The 17,654-nt window shown below is 60.7% G+C and carries 21 protein-coding genes; 11 read left to right on the top strand and 10 right to left on the bottom strand.

From position 1 onward, the window contains the following. Positions 1 to 67 precede the first annotated feature (67 nt). Positions 68 to 502 (top strand): hypothetical protein, encoded by a 435-nt coding sequence (locus PPA02S_RS12015; protein ID WP_028632679.1) that lies wholly within the window; start codon positions 68 to 70, stop codon positions 500 to 502. A gap of 25 nt (positions 503 to 527) precedes the next feature. On the opposite strand, the gene PPA02S_RS12010 is transcribed toward PPA02S_RS12015, so the two are convergent. Continuing rightward, positions 528 to 1,061, bottom strand: coding sequence for a hypothetical protein (locus PPA02S_RS12010; protein ID WP_028632678.1), 534 nt, complete (start codon positions 1,059 to 1,061; stop codon positions 528 to 530). Between the two features lie 293 nt (positions 1,062 to 1,354). Here PPA02S_RS12010 and PPA02S_RS12005 point away from each other — a divergent pair, with 293 nt between their 5' ends. The 4 genes from PPA02S_RS12005 to PPA02S_RS11990 all read left to right on the top strand — a co-directional run bounded on the left by PPA02S_RS12005 (position 1,355) and on the right by PPA02S_RS11990 (position 3,980). Next, the gene (locus PPA02S_RS12005) at positions 1,355 to 1,855 is read left to right on the top strand and encodes a hypothetical protein (protein ID WP_028632677.1); all 501 of its coding nucleotides are present in this window, start codon (positions 1,355 to 1,357) and stop codon (positions 1,853 to 1,855) included. Next, the gene (locus tag PPA02S_RS12000) at positions 1,852 to 2,481 is read left to right on the top strand and encodes an OmpA family protein (RefSeq protein WP_028632676.1); all 630 of its coding nucleotides are present in this window, start codon (positions 1,852 to 1,854) and stop codon (positions 2,479 to 2,481) included. The genes PPA02S_RS12005 and PPA02S_RS12000 overlap by 4 nt, the downstream gene beginning before the upstream one ends. Before the next feature lie 73 nt (positions 2,482 to 2,554). Beyond that, complete coding sequence (locus PPA02S_RS11995) at positions 2,555 to 3,166, top strand: hypothetical protein (protein ID WP_028632675.1); 612 nt, start codon at positions 2,555 to 2,557, stop codon at positions 3,164 to 3,166. A 61-nt stretch (positions 3,167 to 3,227) separates the two neighbouring features. Further along, positions 3,228 to 3,980 carry a FliH/SctL family protein gene (locus PPA02S_RS11990; protein WP_028632674.1) on the top strand — a complete coding sequence of 251 codons (753 nt, stop codon included), beginning with the start codon at positions 3,228 to 3,230 and terminating at the stop codon, positions 3,978 to 3,980. 19 nt (positions 3,981 to 3,999) lie between these two features. Here PPA02S_RS11990 and PPA02S_RS11985 read toward each other — a convergent pair whose 3' ends face one another. The 9 genes from PPA02S_RS11985 to PPA02S_RS11945 form a co-directional block, all read right to left on the bottom strand. Then, entirely contained in the window at positions 4,000 to 4,422 is a 423-nt protein-coding gene (locus PPA02S_RS11985) for a hypothetical protein (RefSeq protein ID WP_028632673.1), read from the bottom strand. A gap of 29 nt (positions 4,423 to 4,451) precedes the next feature. Continuing rightward, complete coding sequence (locus PPA02S_RS11980; RefSeq protein WP_028632672.1) at positions 4,452 to 4,877, bottom strand: hypothetical protein; 426 nt, start codon at positions 4,875 to 4,877, stop codon at positions 4,452 to 4,454. Positions 4,878 to 4,966: 89 nt separating this feature from the next. Next, positions 4,967 to 6,280: a hypothetical protein gene (locus PPA02S_RS11975; protein ID WP_028632671.1), complete on the bottom strand. Its 1,314-nt coding sequence runs from the start codon at positions 6,278 to 6,280 to the stop codon at positions 4,967 to 4,969. A 27-nt stretch (positions 6,281 to 6,307) separates the two neighbouring features. Beyond that, a complete protein-coding gene (locus tag PPA02S_RS11970; RefSeq protein ID WP_245614680.1) occupies positions 6,308 to 7,378 on the bottom strand; it encodes a M23 family metallopeptidase in 1,071 nt (356 codons plus the stop codon). Between the two features lie 76 nt (positions 7,379 to 7,454). Next, complete coding sequence (locus tag PPA02S_RS11965; RefSeq protein ID WP_028632669.1) at positions 7,455 to 8,630, bottom strand: hypothetical protein; 1,176 nt, start codon at positions 8,628 to 8,630, stop codon at positions 7,455 to 7,457. A gap of 7 nt (positions 8,631 to 8,637) precedes the next feature. Then, positions 8,638 to 9,774 carry a hypothetical protein gene (locus PPA02S_RS11960; protein WP_028632668.1) on the bottom strand — a complete coding sequence of 379 codons (1,137 nt, stop codon included), beginning with the start codon at positions 9,772 to 9,774 and terminating at the stop codon, positions 8,638 to 8,640. 1 nt (position 9,775) lies between these two features. Then, positions 9,776 to 10,531, bottom strand: coding sequence for a hypothetical protein (locus tag PPA02S_RS11955; RefSeq protein WP_028632667.1), 756 nt, complete (start codon positions 10,529 to 10,531; stop codon positions 9,776 to 9,778). 11 nt (positions 10,532 to 10,542) lie between these two features. Beyond that, on the bottom strand, positions 10,543 to 11,295 hold the full coding sequence (locus PPA02S_RS11950) for a hypothetical protein (protein ID WP_245614678.1): 753 nt from the start codon (positions 11,293 to 11,295) through the stop codon (positions 10,543 to 10,545). Between the two features lie 85 nt (positions 11,296 to 11,380). Further along, positions 11,381 to 11,899 (bottom strand): type IVB secretion system protein IcmW, encoded by a 519-nt coding sequence (locus tag PPA02S_RS11945; RefSeq protein WP_028632665.1) that lies wholly within the window; start codon positions 11,897 to 11,899, stop codon positions 11,381 to 11,383. A gap of 348 nt (positions 11,900 to 12,247) precedes the next feature. On the opposite strand from PPA02S_RS11945, the gene PPA02S_RS11940 reads away from it, so the two are divergent. The 6 genes from PPA02S_RS11940 to PPA02S_RS11915 are packed head-to-tail and all read left to right on the top strand — an operon-like array spanning position 12,248 to position 17,651. Then, on the top strand, positions 12,248 to 13,099 hold the full coding sequence (locus PPA02S_RS11940; protein WP_028632664.1) for an STAS domain-containing protein: 852 nt from the start codon (positions 12,248 to 12,250) through the stop codon (positions 13,097 to 13,099). A gap of 4 nt (positions 13,100 to 13,103) precedes the next feature. Continuing rightward, on the top strand, positions 13,104 to 13,466 hold the full coding sequence (locus tag PPA02S_RS11935; protein ID WP_028632663.1) for an STAS domain-containing protein: 363 nt from the start codon (positions 13,104 to 13,106) through the stop codon (positions 13,464 to 13,466). Beyond that, complete coding sequence (locus tag PPA02S_RS11930) at positions 13,463 to 13,867, top strand: anti-sigma regulatory factor (protein WP_028632662.1); 405 nt, start codon at positions 13,463 to 13,465, stop codon at positions 13,865 to 13,867. Before PPA02S_RS11935 ends, PPA02S_RS11930 begins: the two co-directional genes overlap by 4 nt. Further along, positions 13,858 to 14,877, top strand: coding sequence for an ATP-binding protein (locus PPA02S_RS11925; protein WP_028632661.1), 1,020 nt, complete (start codon positions 13,858 to 13,860; stop codon positions 14,875 to 14,877). Before PPA02S_RS11930 ends, PPA02S_RS11925 begins: the two co-directional genes overlap by 10 nt. Further along, the gene (locus tag PPA02S_RS11920) at positions 14,870 to 15,718 is read left to right on the top strand and encodes a sensor histidine kinase (RefSeq protein ID WP_028632660.1); all 849 of its coding nucleotides are present in this window, start codon (positions 14,870 to 14,872) and stop codon (positions 15,716 to 15,718) included. The genes PPA02S_RS11925 and PPA02S_RS11920 overlap by 8 nt, the downstream gene beginning before the upstream one ends. Further along, positions 15,708 to 17,651 carry a PAS domain-containing hybrid sensor histidine kinase/response regulator gene (locus tag PPA02S_RS11915; RefSeq protein ID WP_028632659.1) on the top strand — a complete coding sequence of 648 codons (1,944 nt, stop codon included), beginning with the start codon at positions 15,708 to 15,710 and terminating at the stop codon, positions 17,649 to 17,651. Before PPA02S_RS11920 ends, PPA02S_RS11915 begins: the two co-directional genes overlap by 11 nt. The last annotated feature ends 3 nt before the right edge of the window (positions 17,652 to 17,654 follow it).

The following is a 17,654-nucleotide window of genomic DNA, read 5'->3' as shown; positions in this document are numbered from 1 at the left end:
CGCCCGGCATGCATACAATAGAGGCATGCCGGCCGATGTCGGTCAGTCAATCCGTAAGGGCTACAAGATGAAAATCGAAAAGTACCAGCCGGGTACCTTTATCGAGCTGGACGATATGGCAGGTGGCCGCCGCGTGGCAATGGTCTGCAAGGATGGCGTGACATTCTGGGATTCGCTGGATACAGCATGCTGCACGCCACTAACCATTCACCCATCAATGCACCCAACCACACTGGGCACGCTGGTTCAGTACGCACGGGATCAGGGGTTGGAGAAAGCAGTTGAAACGGTAGTCAGCCACCTGCAAGCGGCAGGCGAGTTGCGCCTGGAAAACGACCCGCTGTTCGTGATGCGAACGCTGTGGTTCATCGCACGCAAGTCCACCGGTGCGGGCTATGTTCCGGATACCGAAGTGCTGCGGTGGGCCAGCGAGCAGGCCCACGTTCAGGAACAGGCTGTAGCACGTATCCATCAGTTGGCAGGGCAGTACTACTCGCAATAGCCCGCACGTCGGTCCCTCGAGCGCATTACTGGCCGACCCGCTTCACGGCATCGGCTGCATCACGTGCAGTGCGCTTGATGGCTTTGACTACGGTGCGTACATCATTGGCGCAGGAGATGTACGTACCGCCCGACTCTGCCCGCAGTGACAGGTCGTGGTTGCCGACGGCCTTCTTGTAATGGCCGATATCGTCCTGGGGAATATCCCCAAGCTTCGCCACGGTCTGGATGCTTTCGCCACTGAACGCCCCGGTATATTCATTGAAGTCGCCTTCACCGTCACTGGCTGAATGCACAGACAATTCAGTAACCGGGCGACCAAATACATCTATCGGGTTGGGTACGGTGTACTCGGCGTCCGACAGGTCTGATGCCTGCACGGTGGCTTTGCCGTGCGCTGCCTTGACCAATGCAGCAAACCCTTCTGGCGAAATTGGCCGCTTGCAGGTCAGAACCTGGGCGATTCTGGCATTGGCTTCAGTCGGATCGATGTTGTCTGCAGAAGCAGTCGCGCAGCCAAGCGAGGCCAGGAGCGACACGATGAGGTGCTGTACTTTCATGCTTCAGATCCCTCTGGTAATCATTGATTTGTTAATATTGGCTATTAAAAAAATGTTTTTCATATGGCCTGAGTGTGCGTCAACCCCTGTATTTGGTCAAGTGAGCGGGGATTTAACCGAGCCTTTTTACCTTGACGGGGCATACCCTCAAACTCATACTCGACATCCTATACAACATTTTTCTAACAAGCCTGTTTGATCGTTTCTCGAGGCCATGGCACTGCACGTGATGCCTGCCAGGCCTGCACTTCACGAAACAACCACTGACTGGCTCTTTCAAGGAGTGATGCGCCGTGTCCTACGCTTTGCCACCTTTGCCACCTTTGCCGCAGCACTCGCGGCCTTCACACTCCAATGAGCGACGAAGGGCCTTATGTCTCATTTCGCTGCCGTTGCTAGGGGCGCTGATTGCGTTCGCCGTGGCTGTCATCACCACGCTGATGGGGGAAATGGCCCAAGGCTCTGCACGCTTTTATATTGCTGCCCTTTCTTACACCCTGTTGGTGCTCTGCGTGATGCTGCTACCCGCATACGTGGCGGGCTTGGCGTGGTACGCCTGGTGGACGCGGGCGGGGGATGAGGGGCGTCTGCTGCGTGGGTTATGGCTGGCGCCTCTGGTGGCCGTGATGTTCGCCTGGTTTCCGGCTGCGTTTTTTCCTGGGTTGCAACCGTTGGGCCAGGCCAGTGCCGACCCGGTACGTACTTATCTGCTGGCCGGCGCCCTAACCCTTTTGCTGGGTTATGCCTGGTCGGTCGTCGTCTACATGATTATGCGGTTCTGGAGAAATGCATGAACACCCTGGTCAAAACCCCGCGCAGACTTTTGCCCGTGTTGCTCGCTGCACTTTCGGCAGGCCTGGCGCCCAAGGTTCTTGCAGGTTTCGAATTGATCGACAGCGCTGGACCGCAAATGCGCTACACCGCACCAACAGCCACCGGCCAGGACTCGGCGCAGATGCAGCAGACCATCCGGGCGCTGCAACAAGAAATCCAGAGCCTGCGAGCCCGCTTAGCGGCTTCTGAAGCCGATGCCAGGGGCAGCCGGCAGGAGTTGCTGGCAATTCGAGCCGGGCAGGAGCAAGTTCAGGCATCCATCAATAACATGACGCTGAACTTTGCCTTCGGTCACTCTCGTTTCGGGCCGAGCGCCGCAGACGGTGATGCATTATTAAACGCTGCCCAAGCCGCACGCCAAGTGCGTATCTATGGCTACACCGACAGTGTCGGCAGCCTGGAAGGCAACCGCCGTGTAGCGCAAATGAGGGCTGAGGCCGCCAAGTGGTATCTGGTCCGTCGCGGTGTAGTGGCGGCGAAGATCAGCGCTCAGGGCAGGGCAGGCCAGTATATAGCGCCCAACGACACCGAAGCGGGGCGCGCAGCCAACCGCAGGGTGGAGTTCGAGTTTGTCGGTAAACCTTGACGGGCCGAGGGCCAGCTGTGCCAAGCTCGCCACGCCAACTCAATTGTGAAGCCGACGAGATACGAGGTTGAAGATGTATTCGCGCGAAGAACTCGAGGCGCTGGTGGCACACGCCATCGGTGGTAATGTGTTAGCGCAGGATGGCGGCGGGTTCCTGAGCGTCATGGCCGGGAGCACGGCAGCCATCCAGAAAGACATCCCGGCGGCGTTCGAGATGTATACGCTCCTTGAGCATTATTTGAAGACCTTGCCTATCCGGCATGAGATGCTGGCCTTCGGCGCCAATCCGCTCGCCCTGGAGCCTGGTATCGTGGTCGGCCATGACGCAGGGAAGGTGATTGCTCTGTTGCCGATTCAGGCCGGGCAATTCGGCGAGGTGGCATTCTGGCTGGCAGATGCATTACCCAGCCGGGAGCTAAAAGCGATGTCTGGGGTGCTGGCACTGATGTTCAGCGTTCAGGCCCATGACAACATCCGCCACTTGCTGCCCGAATGGACTGCCGCTTTTTATGTCAAAGGCAATGCCGGGCACTGCGTACCCATTCTGGCGCTCAAATCTGTGCTCGAAGATGAGCGCTTTGGTGGGGACTGGGTTGCGGTGGCGCTACACCGGCTAAGTGAATTTGCCCTGCCCCAAGCGGCCGCTGAACAGGCAGCCGGGGCTGATATAAAAACCACGCGCTAGGCAAGGGGTTGGCGCTTTTCGGCGCAATTTCCCAGCGTCTGCTGATGCATCGGAGGCAGCAATGGACCATAACTGGCAGGCCCCCAAGGGCAACATGAAGCTTGACGGGGGATATAATGGCTCGGTTCAACAAGCTATTGCCAATCTCGAGATCGGTCGTAATCAAGGCCGCCAAGAAGGGTTGGGAGAGGGTTTCGAGCAGGGGCGTGAGCATGGCTATACGGAAGGCTGGAACGCTGGCGTAGCGCGCGCCAATCAAAAGCTACGCCCTTTGCGCGACCATGTTCGTGAGTACTTCACTGAGGCCGTGCAACTGCGCGAAACGGTGGCGCAGCAGCAGAAACTCATAGACTTGATGATGGAGCAACTCACCAAAGCCGCGCAGGGGCAAGTGACCAGGGCCGCCGAGGGGGGGCAGGGCGCCATGGTTGATGAACTGGCCAGCCTTCGCAGCGATAACCAGTTGCAGCGCGATATTGTCCAGGCCGTGGAGAGGCAGTATCAGACGATGCTCGTGCAATCACGCCTGAAGACCGCTAAATACAAACGTAGCCTGATCTTCACCCACACTGCACAGGCACTGTTGCACGAACTGGTCGCCGACGGCTCGCCCGAAGCTTTGCGCACCCGGGCGAGATTTGCCGAACATTACCGGGAGCAGTGGGCGATGAGCGTGGAGCGGGGCGATATACAGGGGCCACCAGAACAAGACGAAGTGTTTTGCAAGTACCTGCCCGAAACCTTGCAGTTCATCCAGCAGATGCTGCAGCCGAATGCGCCTGTCGAGGATGGCAGCGTAGACCCGACAGCCTAAGCGTCGGGCGCTGATGCAGTCACTGCTCCGGAGTAGGCGGCGGGTAGGGTGTTTCATGCCCTGGGTTGGCAGGCTGGCCGCCGGCGCCGGTCGATTGGCCATCTGCCGGGGCACAGACAAGCCCTGTACGAACCTGGGCTGGATACTGCTGTACCTCATAGCCATAAGCAGGGGGTTGCCGCATTTGCGGCGCCTGGCAGACGCCTTCAATCACACCCTCACGCGGCGTTGAAAAGTCGCAACGTTCACCTTCATATCGGTTGGCGCATGAGCGGTAGGCATCCACCGGCATAACCTGCCGCGGTACGGGTACATACACCGTGGTATTGCGCGGCAGTTCCTGCCACTGCTCCTCGGTTGATTCCCCTGGCGAACCAGGTGGCGTCGCGGCCTGCGCGGCCATGGTAATGGCCAGCAGGCTCAGTGCCAGCAACCTTGTCATGCAGGGTCTCACCTCGGAGCCGCCCACTTTCAAAGGCCTGACTCGTAATCGGAGCCGCTTCTGCGCGCTTGCGTTGGTGCGCTGTGGTCCAGGCCGGCATTCACCTCCACACCCCGCTCCTTCATTTCGGTGATCATGTATTCATAGCCCGTCGTGAAATGCGCCAGGTCATAACCTGGGTCCGCCTGCTTGATCCGCGAAGTCAGGTCGACAATCTCAAGCTTTACCGGGTCTGGCGTTTCATCGGTATCCCAGTTGCCGGAGTATCGTTCCAGGTTCGTGAGGTGAAATGCCTGGCTGAATGGTTTGCCTGCCACGGTGATTTCCTGATTCAGTTTCTGGTACAGGTCCTTGCCGCCCAAGCCTTCCTGCAGGGTCTTGTCTATCACCCGCAAGAAGTCCCGATGAGCCTCGGGGGTGGCAGTAACCTCGTTCCAGCTGCTGTACTCTGTCATTCCTTTCTCCTGGCAAATGGGCTGGCGGCGCCTTCATGAGTGCTTTGGGCGTCGGCCTGGCGGGTTGCGCGTCTGGCTAGCGGTAGGTATCAAGGTGCAAAGTCGTTGTCGCGCGACCCGCCCGGAGCCACGCCCCGCACAAGGTCAACGATGCCCTTGAGCATCTCTTTGAGCCGCTCGGAAATGCGCGCCATGACTTCTTTCAAGCGTTCGAGGTGCGATTGTGTCTCGCCGGCAAATGCGGGCGTTTTGGCCGCGTCGCTGTGCATGTTCTGGCTGGAGGCCTCCAGCCGCCCCTTGAGTTTTTCGTAATGGGGGTTGCCTTCGGTTTCCGGATTCAGCAGCTCTTCCTGCGCACGCCCGTATTGCCGCGCCCAGCCGGTGAGTGCCTTGTCCATGGACTTCTTGTTGTTCTGTGCGTCTGCTGACTGGCCAACCGCGTTGACAAATGACTCGTGGAGGTCGTTGAACTCACCGTCTGGCTTCATTTTCTCGATGACCTCTGGCACCGTCAGGCCGGTCTCCGTGGCCCTTGATTCGATTTCCTGACGGACCTCTGGCATCTTGTCAGCGGCCCAGAATGCTTCGTGTGCCTTGTGATAATTGTTGGCTGCTTTTTCTACCTGATCGACACGATATTCAGAGAGGCGCGGCAGTACTGGCACCCGCCCAGAAAGCTCATCACCTGCCCCCGCCTCAGCTGCCAGATCGGTTTTGCTGGCTTCTGCATTGCCACCACGCAAGGCGCCGGCCAGGGCGTTGGCGCCCTTACCCAAGCCCTGCATTGCTGCGCCTGTCAGCGAAGCCACGCCGCCTGCCAGTTCGGCCGTGCCCTTCACCAGGCTTTCGGCTGCATTGGGTGCGCGCTCAGGCTTAGAGGGTGCGCTGAGGTCTTGCTCATGCAGTGAGGCGTTTATACGCTTTACTTCTTCAGGGTTCAGCTTGGCGCTGGCCTGCCTGACATGCGCTGCCACCTCCATGATAGCGTCCAAGGCGCTTTGGCTGGCTTCGCCGCTTGGCTGCGCGGGGTGGCTTTTGGGGGCGGGTGTGCCCGTTGCTGCCGCTTGGGGCGCGGACCGATTGGCATTGAATGCCTCCAGTGCGGCTTCATCGATGGCGATGGCCCGCCATACCGGTTCATCGCCGTTGGCTTCGCTGATCAGCAATACAGGCTTGCTCGGCTGTATGGGCGTATCGCGAAGGGCCTGTTGCAGCCCGACCGAATGCAACACCTGGTGGCCTGCCGGGGTACGGAGGGTGACGCCATAGGTGTCATGAGCATGGTAGGACATTGTTTCGTGATGGACCAAGATGCCTGCATAGCTACGGCCCGCCACGGCAGGTTCGCCGGCGGTCGAGTCAGCGATGGTTGGGTCAGGCTTGACGATTTCATTGGGTTCCATCTGTTTCTACCTTTCAAGTGCGCCGCATCATCTAATGGATCTGGTAACAGCTCCTTTCTGGGCGCGTTTGTGCGCCCAGTCGGTCTGTGCCCGTTGACCTGCCAGTTTCTGCGACGCGTAAACGGCAAGCAGTGCTTCAACTTTTTCTTTCTTCCGATAAATCGCTTCTGACAGGTAGTTGCTGACACCTATCGCACGGTTGTAGTCCACCCACAACGCACGGCTTGATACATGCGTGATGCTGGTATTCCACTCCGCGTCGCTGAAGCGGCGGGTAGCTTCTGTCGTCAGCATTTCGGCCACTGACATAGTGTCATAACCCCCGATAGGGGGCGTCGGCAACGCACCGTAGCCATCGGAGTCTGACAAGTACATCGCAGGCGTCTTGCCAGCAGCGTCTGCAAGTGCGGCATCGGCATTGGCAGCTGCTACCTGCACAGGCTCAGCTGTGGAGTCCGGTTGCACGCCTCCCGAGGGGACGTTGCCGAACAGCTTCTCGTGTTGCGCCTTGGTGTCCTTGCCCAGAATGGGATAGTGCTCCGGGTGGCCATCCTGAATGGGGTAAGTTTGGCAGAAATAGGGAGCCGGGTCAGTTTTCCAGCCGATATCAGCCTGGCGGTTGAACACCGGAGGCAGTTGGCCTGGGTTGAAGGGGCCTCGCTGGGCGTTTTCGGCAAACGCCTTCGCCCTGGCGGAATCCTTGGCACTGGTACCGTAGGTGAAGTGCAGGTGCTTCACCATCGAGGTGCTTGGCGTGTTGCCCGACAGGCCTAGCTGCTGCCCAGGCTTGACGGTGACCCCGCGCTTTACGCCATTGGCGAAACCGCTAAGGTGGTAGTACGCCACCACGTCCCCACCAGCCCGCTCGATCAGGATTGCGTTGCCCGCCGAGCCACGTGCCCCGGCGAAGGTTATCTTGCCTTCGGTCGTGGCATAGACCGGCTGGGACGCGCCACTCGTGGAGAAGTCCAGGCCATCGTGCATGTGCGCCTTCTGGTTGGCAGAACCAAAATTGCCCGAACCGCCGCCACGAAACTTGCCGAAGCGCCCGGATACGACTTCCTTGTCAGTGGGCGACACCATGCAGGTATCTGCCACGGCGCCTTGTGCAAGCGTCAGTAGGCTTATGGCCGCGACACCGCATAGAAGGGTTCTTGTCATGCCTGGCGCTCCATCACTGCACGCTTTGTCTTGCATTCTGACTGGCGGCTTCTGCAGCCGCTTCGGTAGTACGAGCCTGGGCGCCACTGGTGGTCACTTGCATCGAGACCAGCGAGGCCAGCTGTGCTTCCATGCTTTCATACTGTCGGTACTGTTTTTCCTGAATGGCCAGGTCCAACGCCTTGATTTTCAACAACTCGACCAGCGCGCCACGTTCATTCTGTGCAGCCATCACCCGTGCCCAGCTTTCGTATTGGGCTGAATTGCCCGAATAGCGTTTCACTTCTGTGCGGAAATGCTCGGCCAGTGGCAGGTCTGTGCCAGTCTCCTTGCCTTCTACCCCGGAGTAATCAAGCTGAATCGCCTTGAGGCTCGCCAGCGCAGGTGATACCAACGCATCCTTGCGGGCTTTGGACAAGGCGTAGTCCTCTGATGCAGATGACCTGGCAGCGGAGGCCGGTACGGGGCCGTCTGGCAGCCCGGCAACGTTGTTCACGAAGCTGACCTTGGCCTTGTACAGCGCCTCACCTTCTACGGCAGGCTCAAACAACGTGGCTACGGTGAGGTCGGCCCCTGGCAATTTGCCAACTGTCTTGCAAAGGCCCGAGTCGACCTGGTCCTGAGTACAGAAGGGCTTACGCTCGTCCAGCAGCTTCGCCTGTGTGATGATTGGGTCGGCGTAGGCGCCGGGTGCGGCTGCAACTTCGGAGCGTACCCGCTGACGCACTTCGCCGGCCATGTCGGCATCACGGTTGCTGATCACCTGGCGGCTGGCGTACACCGAGCACGGCGAATACCCTTGGCCAAACTCGCCGCCGTAGTCGAAGCGCGCCTGTTTCACGCGGTCTGTCTGCGCCAGCACGTTCAGTGCGTTGGCCGTTTGCAGCGCAGAGTTGCGACCCGCTTCGGCCATCGTGTTGGCTGACAGCGCCTTTTGTTTTGTCAGAACGGCGATGGCAGAAGTCAAACGCTGGCTTTCGGTTTCAAGCAAGGCTGACAGTGATGCATCGACTGCCGTGACGGCTGCATTAAGGGCCTGTGTAGCCGCGGTGAAGGCGGGCGATACTACGGTTTCCTGGTACTGTGGCGGGCAGTAGGCCCACGCGAGCGTCGAGGTGAGCGCCAGCGACGCACCGAGTGAAAGCTTCCACTTGCGCGACTCGCGTGCGGGGTCGAAATCCTTTTTCATGTCCAACTCACTTCACCTGCTGCTTGGCGTTTTCTGAAAGGACTTTCTGGTAACGTAACTCCAGAGGCCCTGCCATGTTGTCCGAGGACGCCACCACCAACGTTGCCAGGTTCGCCAGCAAGCGCTGGTTCTGCTCGTACTGCTGCTGGTGAATCCACACTTCCAGGCCGCCCATCTTTGCCGCTTCTACCAGTAACCCGCGTTGGGTCTGACGTGCAAGGTTGCCTGACCACTCTTTCGACTCGGTACCGCCGAAATACTGGTTTACCCGCAAACGCAGCACTTCGTTAGGGGATTTACCGCCGAACTCCTTTGTGCGGGTGTTGGCCGCGTCGATCATGGCCAAGCTGTAGGTCGGCACTGAAAGCAACGCATCCTTGCGGTTTTTCTGTGCCAGGTAGGTTTCGCCGGCAGGTGTCCCTCCCGCGTTCTTGTCCAGTGCCTGGTCGGGGGGGCCGATCACGTGTTGAATATAGGCAGTGCGGGCTTGCGCAGTCAGCGAGTCTGCATCGGCAGGTTCGAACAACAGTGCGGCGTTGGTGTCGCCGCCGGGCAGCGTGCTGAGCGTGCAGAGCTTTGCCTCCGCTTCCGCCGCGGTGCAAAACTTGTTGCGGTGTTCGTTGAGGCGTTGCTGCATGGCCGCAGGCGTGGACTCCACCAGCCGGCCCGGCGAGGCGTCCAGCGTACCAACCGCCGCCTTGGCCCTGGCTGCCATCGTTGTAAAGGCCAGGTCCATCGACTTGTTTTTCGCCACGGTACCGCAGGGGTCGAAACCTTGGCCGGTGCCGGCGTTGAAGTCCAGGTACGTCTTGGCCAGCGCCGAATTTTCTTGCTGTGCCCGGATGGCGTTTACCAGTTGTTCGGCGGTTTGACGGTTGTTATCCGCCACCACGTTGGCCGACAACGCCTCCTGCTTGGTGGCAATGGCCACGGCAGAAATGATCTGCTCGAACTTATAGGCCATCTGCGCACCAAAGCTTGTACCGAACGCCCCTATGTTGCCGGTTACAGTTGCCGTGAGGATGCTCAACTGCGCCGTCGTCCACGCCTCTGCCGGGCCGAACCCGTACAGGGCGCCGTAGGAGACACTGGAGAGCATGGTCGAGCCGGCGACGATGCCCGCTATCTTGAGCCGGAAGTTCATATCACTGCCCTGTGAGCATTGGCACGCGACGGTCCGTCACTTGCCCGACGAGAGAGTTTGCCGCCATTGCGCTGGTTGCCGAGGTGGCGAGTTGCTGTGCCTGTGCGGCGTTGCAGGCAGCCGTGTTGCAGTCGATGTGCGCTTCTGCGCGCTGGTCGGTGATCATCGCGGCGTAGGCGTAGGCAGCAATTTCACCCTCAGGTGCGAGGGTTCTTTCGCTGAAAGGCCCGGCGTAGTCGCTATCCCAACCCTGCATGCCGTTGGCGTTCAAGGCGCACATACCCTGCCTGGCCTCAGATACGGTGCAGTAGTGGTCAAAGTGCATGGCCAGGGCTTCCTGGTCTGCAGCCGCGCGGGAGCCGACCCGCTGGGACGCGTAGGTGGCCATTAGATGGGCTGCATCCCTGTCACGCTGCGACTGGGCTTCAACGAACAGCTTGCCCTGCTCCTGTGCCACGCACTTGATGGTTACCGGCTGCCCTACGGCGGAGTCGAACGAGGTAACCGCCTTCATGGTGCGGTTCGACATCTCAATGGCGCCCACCGCGTTGGCCAGCTGCTTTTTGGAGTCGGCGTCCATTTGCGAGACCACGTTCGCCGACAGGGCGGTTTGCTTGACCGACACCGACCAGGCACTCATTTCTGTCTGCATGGTGCTGATGAAAGTCAGCACCGAGGCCCAGGACAGTGCCTGGGCCGGCAGTGCAACAACCCCCAGCCCCAGCCCCAACGTCAGGGCAGCTGCAATTCTCTTCATACTTGCCCCCTTCAGTTGAACAACCCTGCCGCGGAGTTCGGCGAACCGCTGCTGCCAGAAGAAGAGTTGGTACTGCTGGGGGCGGTGGCTGGCGGCGTGCTGGGCACCGGCGCGGAGGTGTTAGGTGCCACAGGGCTGCCACTCGTGCCGCCAGATGCAGCTCCTGTGCCGGTGCCGGTGCCACCGCCAAAGTTGGTCTGTGCGTAGTTGAATGGGTTCACGTCCACGGTATAGGTGGCTTCGTACCCGGCCGGTGGGCTGTGGTAGGCGGCGCCCAGTTCAGGGTCGAGCGTGCTCATGCCCTTGCTGACCAGGCCGTTGGTCATGCCGTTCAGGTCGCCAAGCGATGTACCGCTGCTGACCTTGCCGATGGCCTGGTTGATAGGTGTCGTCACCATGGACGCTACCTGCTGTACCGCCGTACACACCTTTTTCTGCGCGTATTTCAGCACAGCCTGTTGTGCGGCCGCCAGAATCGACCCTAGGCTAGGGATTGACCCGGACAAGTCAAAAAGGCTGCCCAGGCCGCCGAAGCAGTCGGCTGTTGCACTGAACAGCGACTCCACGTTAGGTGTAGCTGCCGCCAGTTCGGTGTGGATCTTCAGCGCGTCGTTGATGGCCGCGCCAATGCTACCTTCCTTGCCCGTGGCACAGTCCTCGGCGTTGGCCTTGATGGCTTCGGCCACCACCGAGTTCTGTTGCGAAATCAGTTCGCTGGAAGTGCTCCCCAGGGTGCTGGTGGCACCAAAAGCCGGTGCAGCCATAAGCCACGCGCCAAATACGCCGCCTAGTGCTGCGCGTTTGGCCACAGAGTTGCCTACCGCAGCCGCGACTGGCTTCAGCTGTCCGTTAAACATCTGCGTAACTCTCCATGATCTGTGAAATCTCGCGCAGTCGCTCATCTGAGAAAATCTCGCTGAGCAGGCGGGCTTTGCCGAAGGTTTCCAGCCGCTGACTAAACACGTTCAATTCCGGGGTCTGAGACGAATCGCCATTGAGCAAAGCGCTCAGCGCTTGGGGGAATCCCTGATTGCGTTGCGCCACATACCGCGAGAGGTAGGCGCAGCGCGAAGAAGTAAGGTGTGCCAGAAGCTCGGCGAATGAACGCGGAGCCTGGTGCAGCGCCCCCGCATGGTGTTCCACGAGCGCTTGTATTTCCTGCATCAACAATTGAATGTCGAACCGCTCAGGGCTGGCATCTTCACCATGGTCAACCGCCCAGTCGTCGTGCTGATCCATGCTTGCCAGAAGACCGACCAAATAGGTATTGAAAGGCCCCTTAGCAAAATGCCCCAAAACGCCGTTGGCGGTGAGGTCAAGCTGGTCGATGGTAGGCGCGACCGGGCCGAAAAAGGCGAATTTGTCCATTCCCTGTACTCGCTTGCAGCATATGTAAATACGCTAAAATGCATCCTGTTTCTGATTCTGTATCAAAAATACTGGCGTATCAACTTTTTGATAAGAAAAAAACACCTTCAAGGTTAAGGCATTTAGCCATTACTGGGGGTTGTAAACGGGGCAGGTACATCTTGGCCAATGCGCCGCGTTGCGGGGTGCGCAGGTTTTTTTTCAGCTTGTGAATGGCAGGGGCTACCCACGCCTGGCGTAATGCAATTAAATGCGCCGCAAATACAACTAATTCGGCCGGTAAATGTCATTCACAAAACACCGGTCATCACGTGAAAGCGACGGCTTTCGCTACAGGAGCTCAGGTACATGGCAGCACTGCAAGGCAGCACGTTGGACGCGATCAACAGCAACCAGGAGCAGTTGCTTGAGCAATGGATTGCGAGCCTGGAAGCCAACGGTGCCACGCGCAACCTCAAGGAGCAGGTGCTGAAACAGGAGACCCGCGAGTTCCTGCAACTGCTCAGCGAAGGCCTGCAGAGTGGTAGCGGCAACAGCCTGGCTGGTGCAGGGTGGGATGCCGTACGCCGCTTCCTGGAAAAGCTCTCGTCCACCCGCGCGCAACTGGGCCATGACTCACACCAGACGGTGTATTTCATCTTTGCGCTGAAGGGGCCGTTGTTCGCCCTGTTGCAGGCCCATTACCGGGACGACCCGGCGACCCTGGCCGAGCAGCTGTGGCTGATCTCCGAGCTGCTCGACAGCATGGGCATGCACACCATCCGTACCTATCAGGCTTCCCGTGAAACCGTGATCCGTCGCCAGCAGGAAGAACTCCTTGAGCTGTCCACCCCGGTGGTAAAGCTGTGGGATGGCGTGCTGGCGCTGCCCCTGATCGGCACGCTGGATTCACAACGCAGCCAGACGGTGATGGAGTCGCTGCTGCAGCGTATCGTCGACACCGGTTCGGAAATCGCCATCATCGACATCACGGGTGTGCCGACCGTCGACACGCTGGTGGCGCAACACCTGCTCAAGACCGTGACCGCCATCCGCCTGATGGGCGCTGACTGCATCATCAGTGGCATCCGCCCACAAATCGCCCAGACCATCGTGCACCTGGGCCTGGACCTTGGCACCCTGACCACCAAAGCCAACCTGTCCGACGCCCTGAAACTGGCCTTGACCCGCGTGGGCGGCGATCTCGGCCAGCGGGTATAGGCCCATGGAACGTATACCGATCCTGCAGATGGGCGAGTTTCTGCTGGTCACCATCCAGGTGGACATGCACGACCAGCTGGCACTGACGCTGCAAGAAGACCTTACCGAGCGGATCAGCCGTATCTCGGCGCGGGGCGTATTGATCGACATCTCGGCGCTGGACATGGTCGACTCTTTCATCGGCCGCATGATTGCCAGCATCTCCGGGCTCTCGCGCATTCTGGATGCCGAAACCATGGTGGTGGGCATGCAGCCGGCGGTTGCCATCACGCTGGTGGAACTGGGGCTGACCCTACCGGGCGTCAGCACGGCGTTGAACGTGGAGCGCGGCATGCAGGTGCTGCGTCAACGTCTGGAGCGCACATGAACGTGCGCGACAGCGGCAGCCTGCCGGTGCGTATCGAACAGGATGTGGTGCTCGCACGCCAGCTGGCGCGCAAGCTGGCCGGGGAGTGCGGCATGCGCCTGGTCGACCTGACCAAGCTGGTGACTGCTGTCAGCGAACTGGCGCGCAACACCGTGGTGTATGGCGGCGGTGGCGACATGGACTGGCAGATTCTGGACAACTATGGGCGCACCGGCCTGCGTCTGCTGTTCCGCGATGAAGGCCCGGGGATCCCCGACATCAACCTGGCGTTGACCGATGGCTGGACATCCGGGGGCGGCCTGGGCCTTGGCCTGACCGGCGCCAGGCGTTTGGTCGACGAGTTCGAGCTGGACACAGCCCCTGGCCAGGGCACGCGCGTGACGATCACTCGATGGGCTTGAGCATCGCTGCCACTGTGACGCGGGTGGTGCCATTGGCCGACCCGAGTGATGTCGGCCATGCCCGGCGCATTGCGCAGAAACTGGGCGAGGACCACGGCTTCGATGAACAGGACGCCGGGCGCGTTGCATTGGTAACCACCGAGCTGTGCAGCAACGTGCTCAAACATGCAGGCCACGGCGAGCTGCACCTGCGGGTGTTGCCGCGTGAAGGTGGCCGCTACGGTATTGAAGTGCTCACCGTGGACCGCGCCCAGGGCTTCGACGCCCAGGCGTGCCTGGCCGACGGCTACTCGTCTGCAGGCACCCAAGGTATCGGCATGGGCGCTGTTGCGCGCCTGGCTCAAGTGTTCGATGTGCATGCCGATACACGCGGGGCGGTGGTGCTTGCCCGTCTGTATGGCAAGCACGACGTGGCTGCCGACCAGCGCTGGGGGGCAACCCAGCATGCGCTGCATGGCGACCCGGCCTGTGGCGACACCTGGTACCTGGCCGTCGATGGCCAGCAGGTCAGTGCGCTGGTGATCGACGGCCTGGGCCACGGCCGTGAAGCCGAGGCGGCGGCCCTGACCGGCGCTACGGTGTTCGCCAGCGCGCCTTTTGCCGAGCCGTTGCAACAGCTGCAGGCCCTGCACCAGGCCATGTCCGGTACTCGGGGTGGCGCCGTGGCGGTGGCTCAATACAACGGCGCGTCCAACCGCCTTGCCTTCACGGGTATCGGCAATATCGGTGCATGCCTGGTAGCCGGTACGCAGCAACGCGGCCTGGCGTCGCTGCCCGGGATCGTGGGCGGGCAATTCAGAAAAACCCAAGTATTCGACTACGCTGATCTGAACGGAAATGTGTTGATCATGTACAGCGACGGCCTGCAGTCCCGTTGGAACCTTCAGGATTACCCTGGCCTGGTGCATCGCCACCCGGCGGTGATCGCGGCTGTGCTGCACCGCGACTTCTGCCGTGGCCGGGATGATGTGACCGTGCTGGTGATCGACCTGGAGGCTGTGCATGTCTGACCCAACCCTGGTCGCCCGGCTGCAGGCCGAAAACGACGCGCTGCGTAGCGAGCTGGATGAAACCAACCAGGGCGTGCTGGCGCTGTATGCCGAGCTAGACACCCAAGCCGAGCAACTGCGCCAGGCCTCTGACCTGAAAAGCCGCTTTCTGGCCTACATGAGCCATGAGTTTCGCACGCCGCTGGGTTCCATCCTGAGCATCACCGGCCTGCTGACCGACGAACTGGACGGGCCGCTGTCGGCAGAGCAGCACCGTCAGGTGGCCTTCATCAGCAACGCCACGCGTGAGCTGTCCGACATGGTCGACGACTTGCTGGACCTGGCCAAGATCGAGGCGGGTCGCATCACCATCTCGCCCGCGTGGTTCGACATGTTCGACCTGTTTGCCGCTCTGCGTGGGATGTTCCGGCCCATTGTCGATGGGTCGGCGGTGGACCTTATATTCGAAGAGCCGGCGGGCCTGCCGCAGCTGTATACCGACGACAAGAAACTTGCCCAGATTTTGCGCAATTTCATTTCCAACGCATTGAAATTTACCTCCCGCGGTGAGGTACGGGTTTCAGCGAGCCTGCACGGCGAAGGCAGTGTGTGCTTTTCCGTGACCGATACCGGCATTGGTATCGCGCCGGAGTTGCTGGACACGCTGTTCGAAGACTTCGCCCAGCTCGATTCGCCGCTGCAGAAACGCCTGCGCGGCACCGGCTTGGGCCTGTCGTTGTGCAAACGCTTTGCAATGCTGCTGGGCGGTCAGGTGAGTGTGCACAGTGAGCCGGGCAAAGGCTCGTGCTTCTCTGTGGTTATCCCGCTGGCTTTGGCCCAGGAGAACCTGGATGAGTGCTGATGTGCGCCTGCTGATCGTCGATGACAACGTTGCCACCCGCTACGCACTGCGCAGGCGCCTGGCGGTGCACGGCTATGAGGTACTCGAGGCGGGCACAGGTGTACAAGGGCTGGCGTTGATTCGCGAACGCCACATCGATGCGCTGATTCTGGATGTGAACCTGCCGGACATGAGCGGCTTCGACATTGTCCGGCTGCTGCGCCAGGACGTGCGCACCGCCTTGTTGCCTGTGATTCATGTGTCTGCGGCGTCCATTCAGAGCGGCGACATCATTACCGGGCTGAATGCGGGTGCCGATGCCTACCTCACCCATCCGGTAGACCCGGACGTGCTGCTGGCCACCTTGCGTACCCTGCTGCGGGTACGCGATGCCGAACGTGCCCTGCGCCAGAGCGAGGCACGCTTTCGCGAGATATTCACCGGCGTGTCGGCGCCTATCGCGGTAATGGACGCCGACCTGAAAGTGCACGAGTGCAACCAGGCGTTCATTCACCTCACCCAGGACAACCACGACCCGGTGCAACTGCGCGAGTGCTTTGCCGACGGGCAGGAGGCGGCCCTGGCCAGCCTGCGTGAACACCTGCTGGCCGGCGAACGCTGGAAAGGCACCTTGAGCATGCAGTTGCACGGCCATGTGCGCGAGACCGAATGGCAGCTGTCGCCCTACCAGGCGCCGGGGCTGTGCCTGGTGTTCGTCGAGGACATCACCGAACACCGCCACCGTGAGCGTTCGCACCTGGCCCAGCTGGACGATGCCACCAGCCAGCTCGCACGTGAGGTGGCAGTGCGCGAGCGTACCGAGGCGCAATTGCTGCAGCTGCAAAAGATGGACGCCTTGGGCAGCCTTACCGGCGGTATCGCCCACGACTTCAACAACCTGCTGACCGGCATCATCACCAGCCTTGAACTGATCTGCAAACGCGTGGCCGAGAACCGGCCTGAAAGGGTAACCCGCTATGCCGAGGCAGCGCTGAGTTCGGCTACCAGTGCTGCGTCGCTCACCCATCGTCTGCTGGCTTTCGCCCGTCAGCAGCCGCTCGACACGCGGCCAATAGACGTCAATCGCCACGTACGTTCGCTGGAAGAATTGATTACCCGCACGATCGGCGAGCGCATCACCCTCACGCTCAACCTTTCCAACCAGCCTGCAATTGCCCTGGTTGACCCGGTGCAGCTGGAAAGCGCCGTGCTCAATCTGGTCATCAACGCCCGTGACGCGCTGCCCAAGGGCGGGCACATCTGGGTCGACACCTGTGCCCGCTGGTCCCAGGGCAACCCTAACCTGGTGGACGGCCCGTATGTGGCGGTTAGTGTGCGGGACAACGGCACCGGTATCGACGCCGAACTGCTGGAAAAGGTCTTCGACCCGTTCTTCACCACCAAGCCGCTGGGCCAGGGCACCGGCCTGGGGCTGTCGACCATTTACGGCTTCGCCAGGCAATCCGGTGGCCACGTGGTGCTGAGCAGCGCGGTGGGGCAGGGCACCGAGGTCACCTTGATGTTGCCCGCCAGTGTACAGGCGGCCGTGCATGTGCAGCGTGAGGCTGCCCAGGACCAGCCGGGCAGTGGTGAACATGTGCTGATTGTCGAAGATATGACGGCCGTGCGCCTGTCGGTGGCCGAGGCGCTGGGGGATGCGGGCTACCGTTGCACGCTGGCCGCCAGCATCGAGGAGGCCTTGGCCCATTTGCAGTCCGATGCCCACCTGGACCTGATGCTGACGGATGTCGGCCTGCCCACCCTGAACGGGCGTGAACTGGCAGACCTTGCCCGAGGCTACCGGCCTGAGTTGCCCGTGCTGTTCATGACCGGTTACGCCGACGCCGCGCTGGACCGTCAGGCGTTTCTGGGGGATGGCATGGACATGTTGCTCAAGCCCTTCAAGATGAGCGAGTTGCTGGGCAAGGTGCGGCAGGCGGTTAGCAAGGCGTGAAAT

The organism is Pseudomonas parafulva NBRC 16636 = DSM 17004 (assembly GCF_000730645.1).
GTDB classification, from domain to species: Bacteria; Pseudomonadota; Gammaproteobacteria; order Pseudomonadales; family Pseudomonadaceae; genus Aquipseudomonas; species Aquipseudomonas parafulva.
This window is presented reverse-complemented; position numbering and strand designations above follow the sequence as displayed.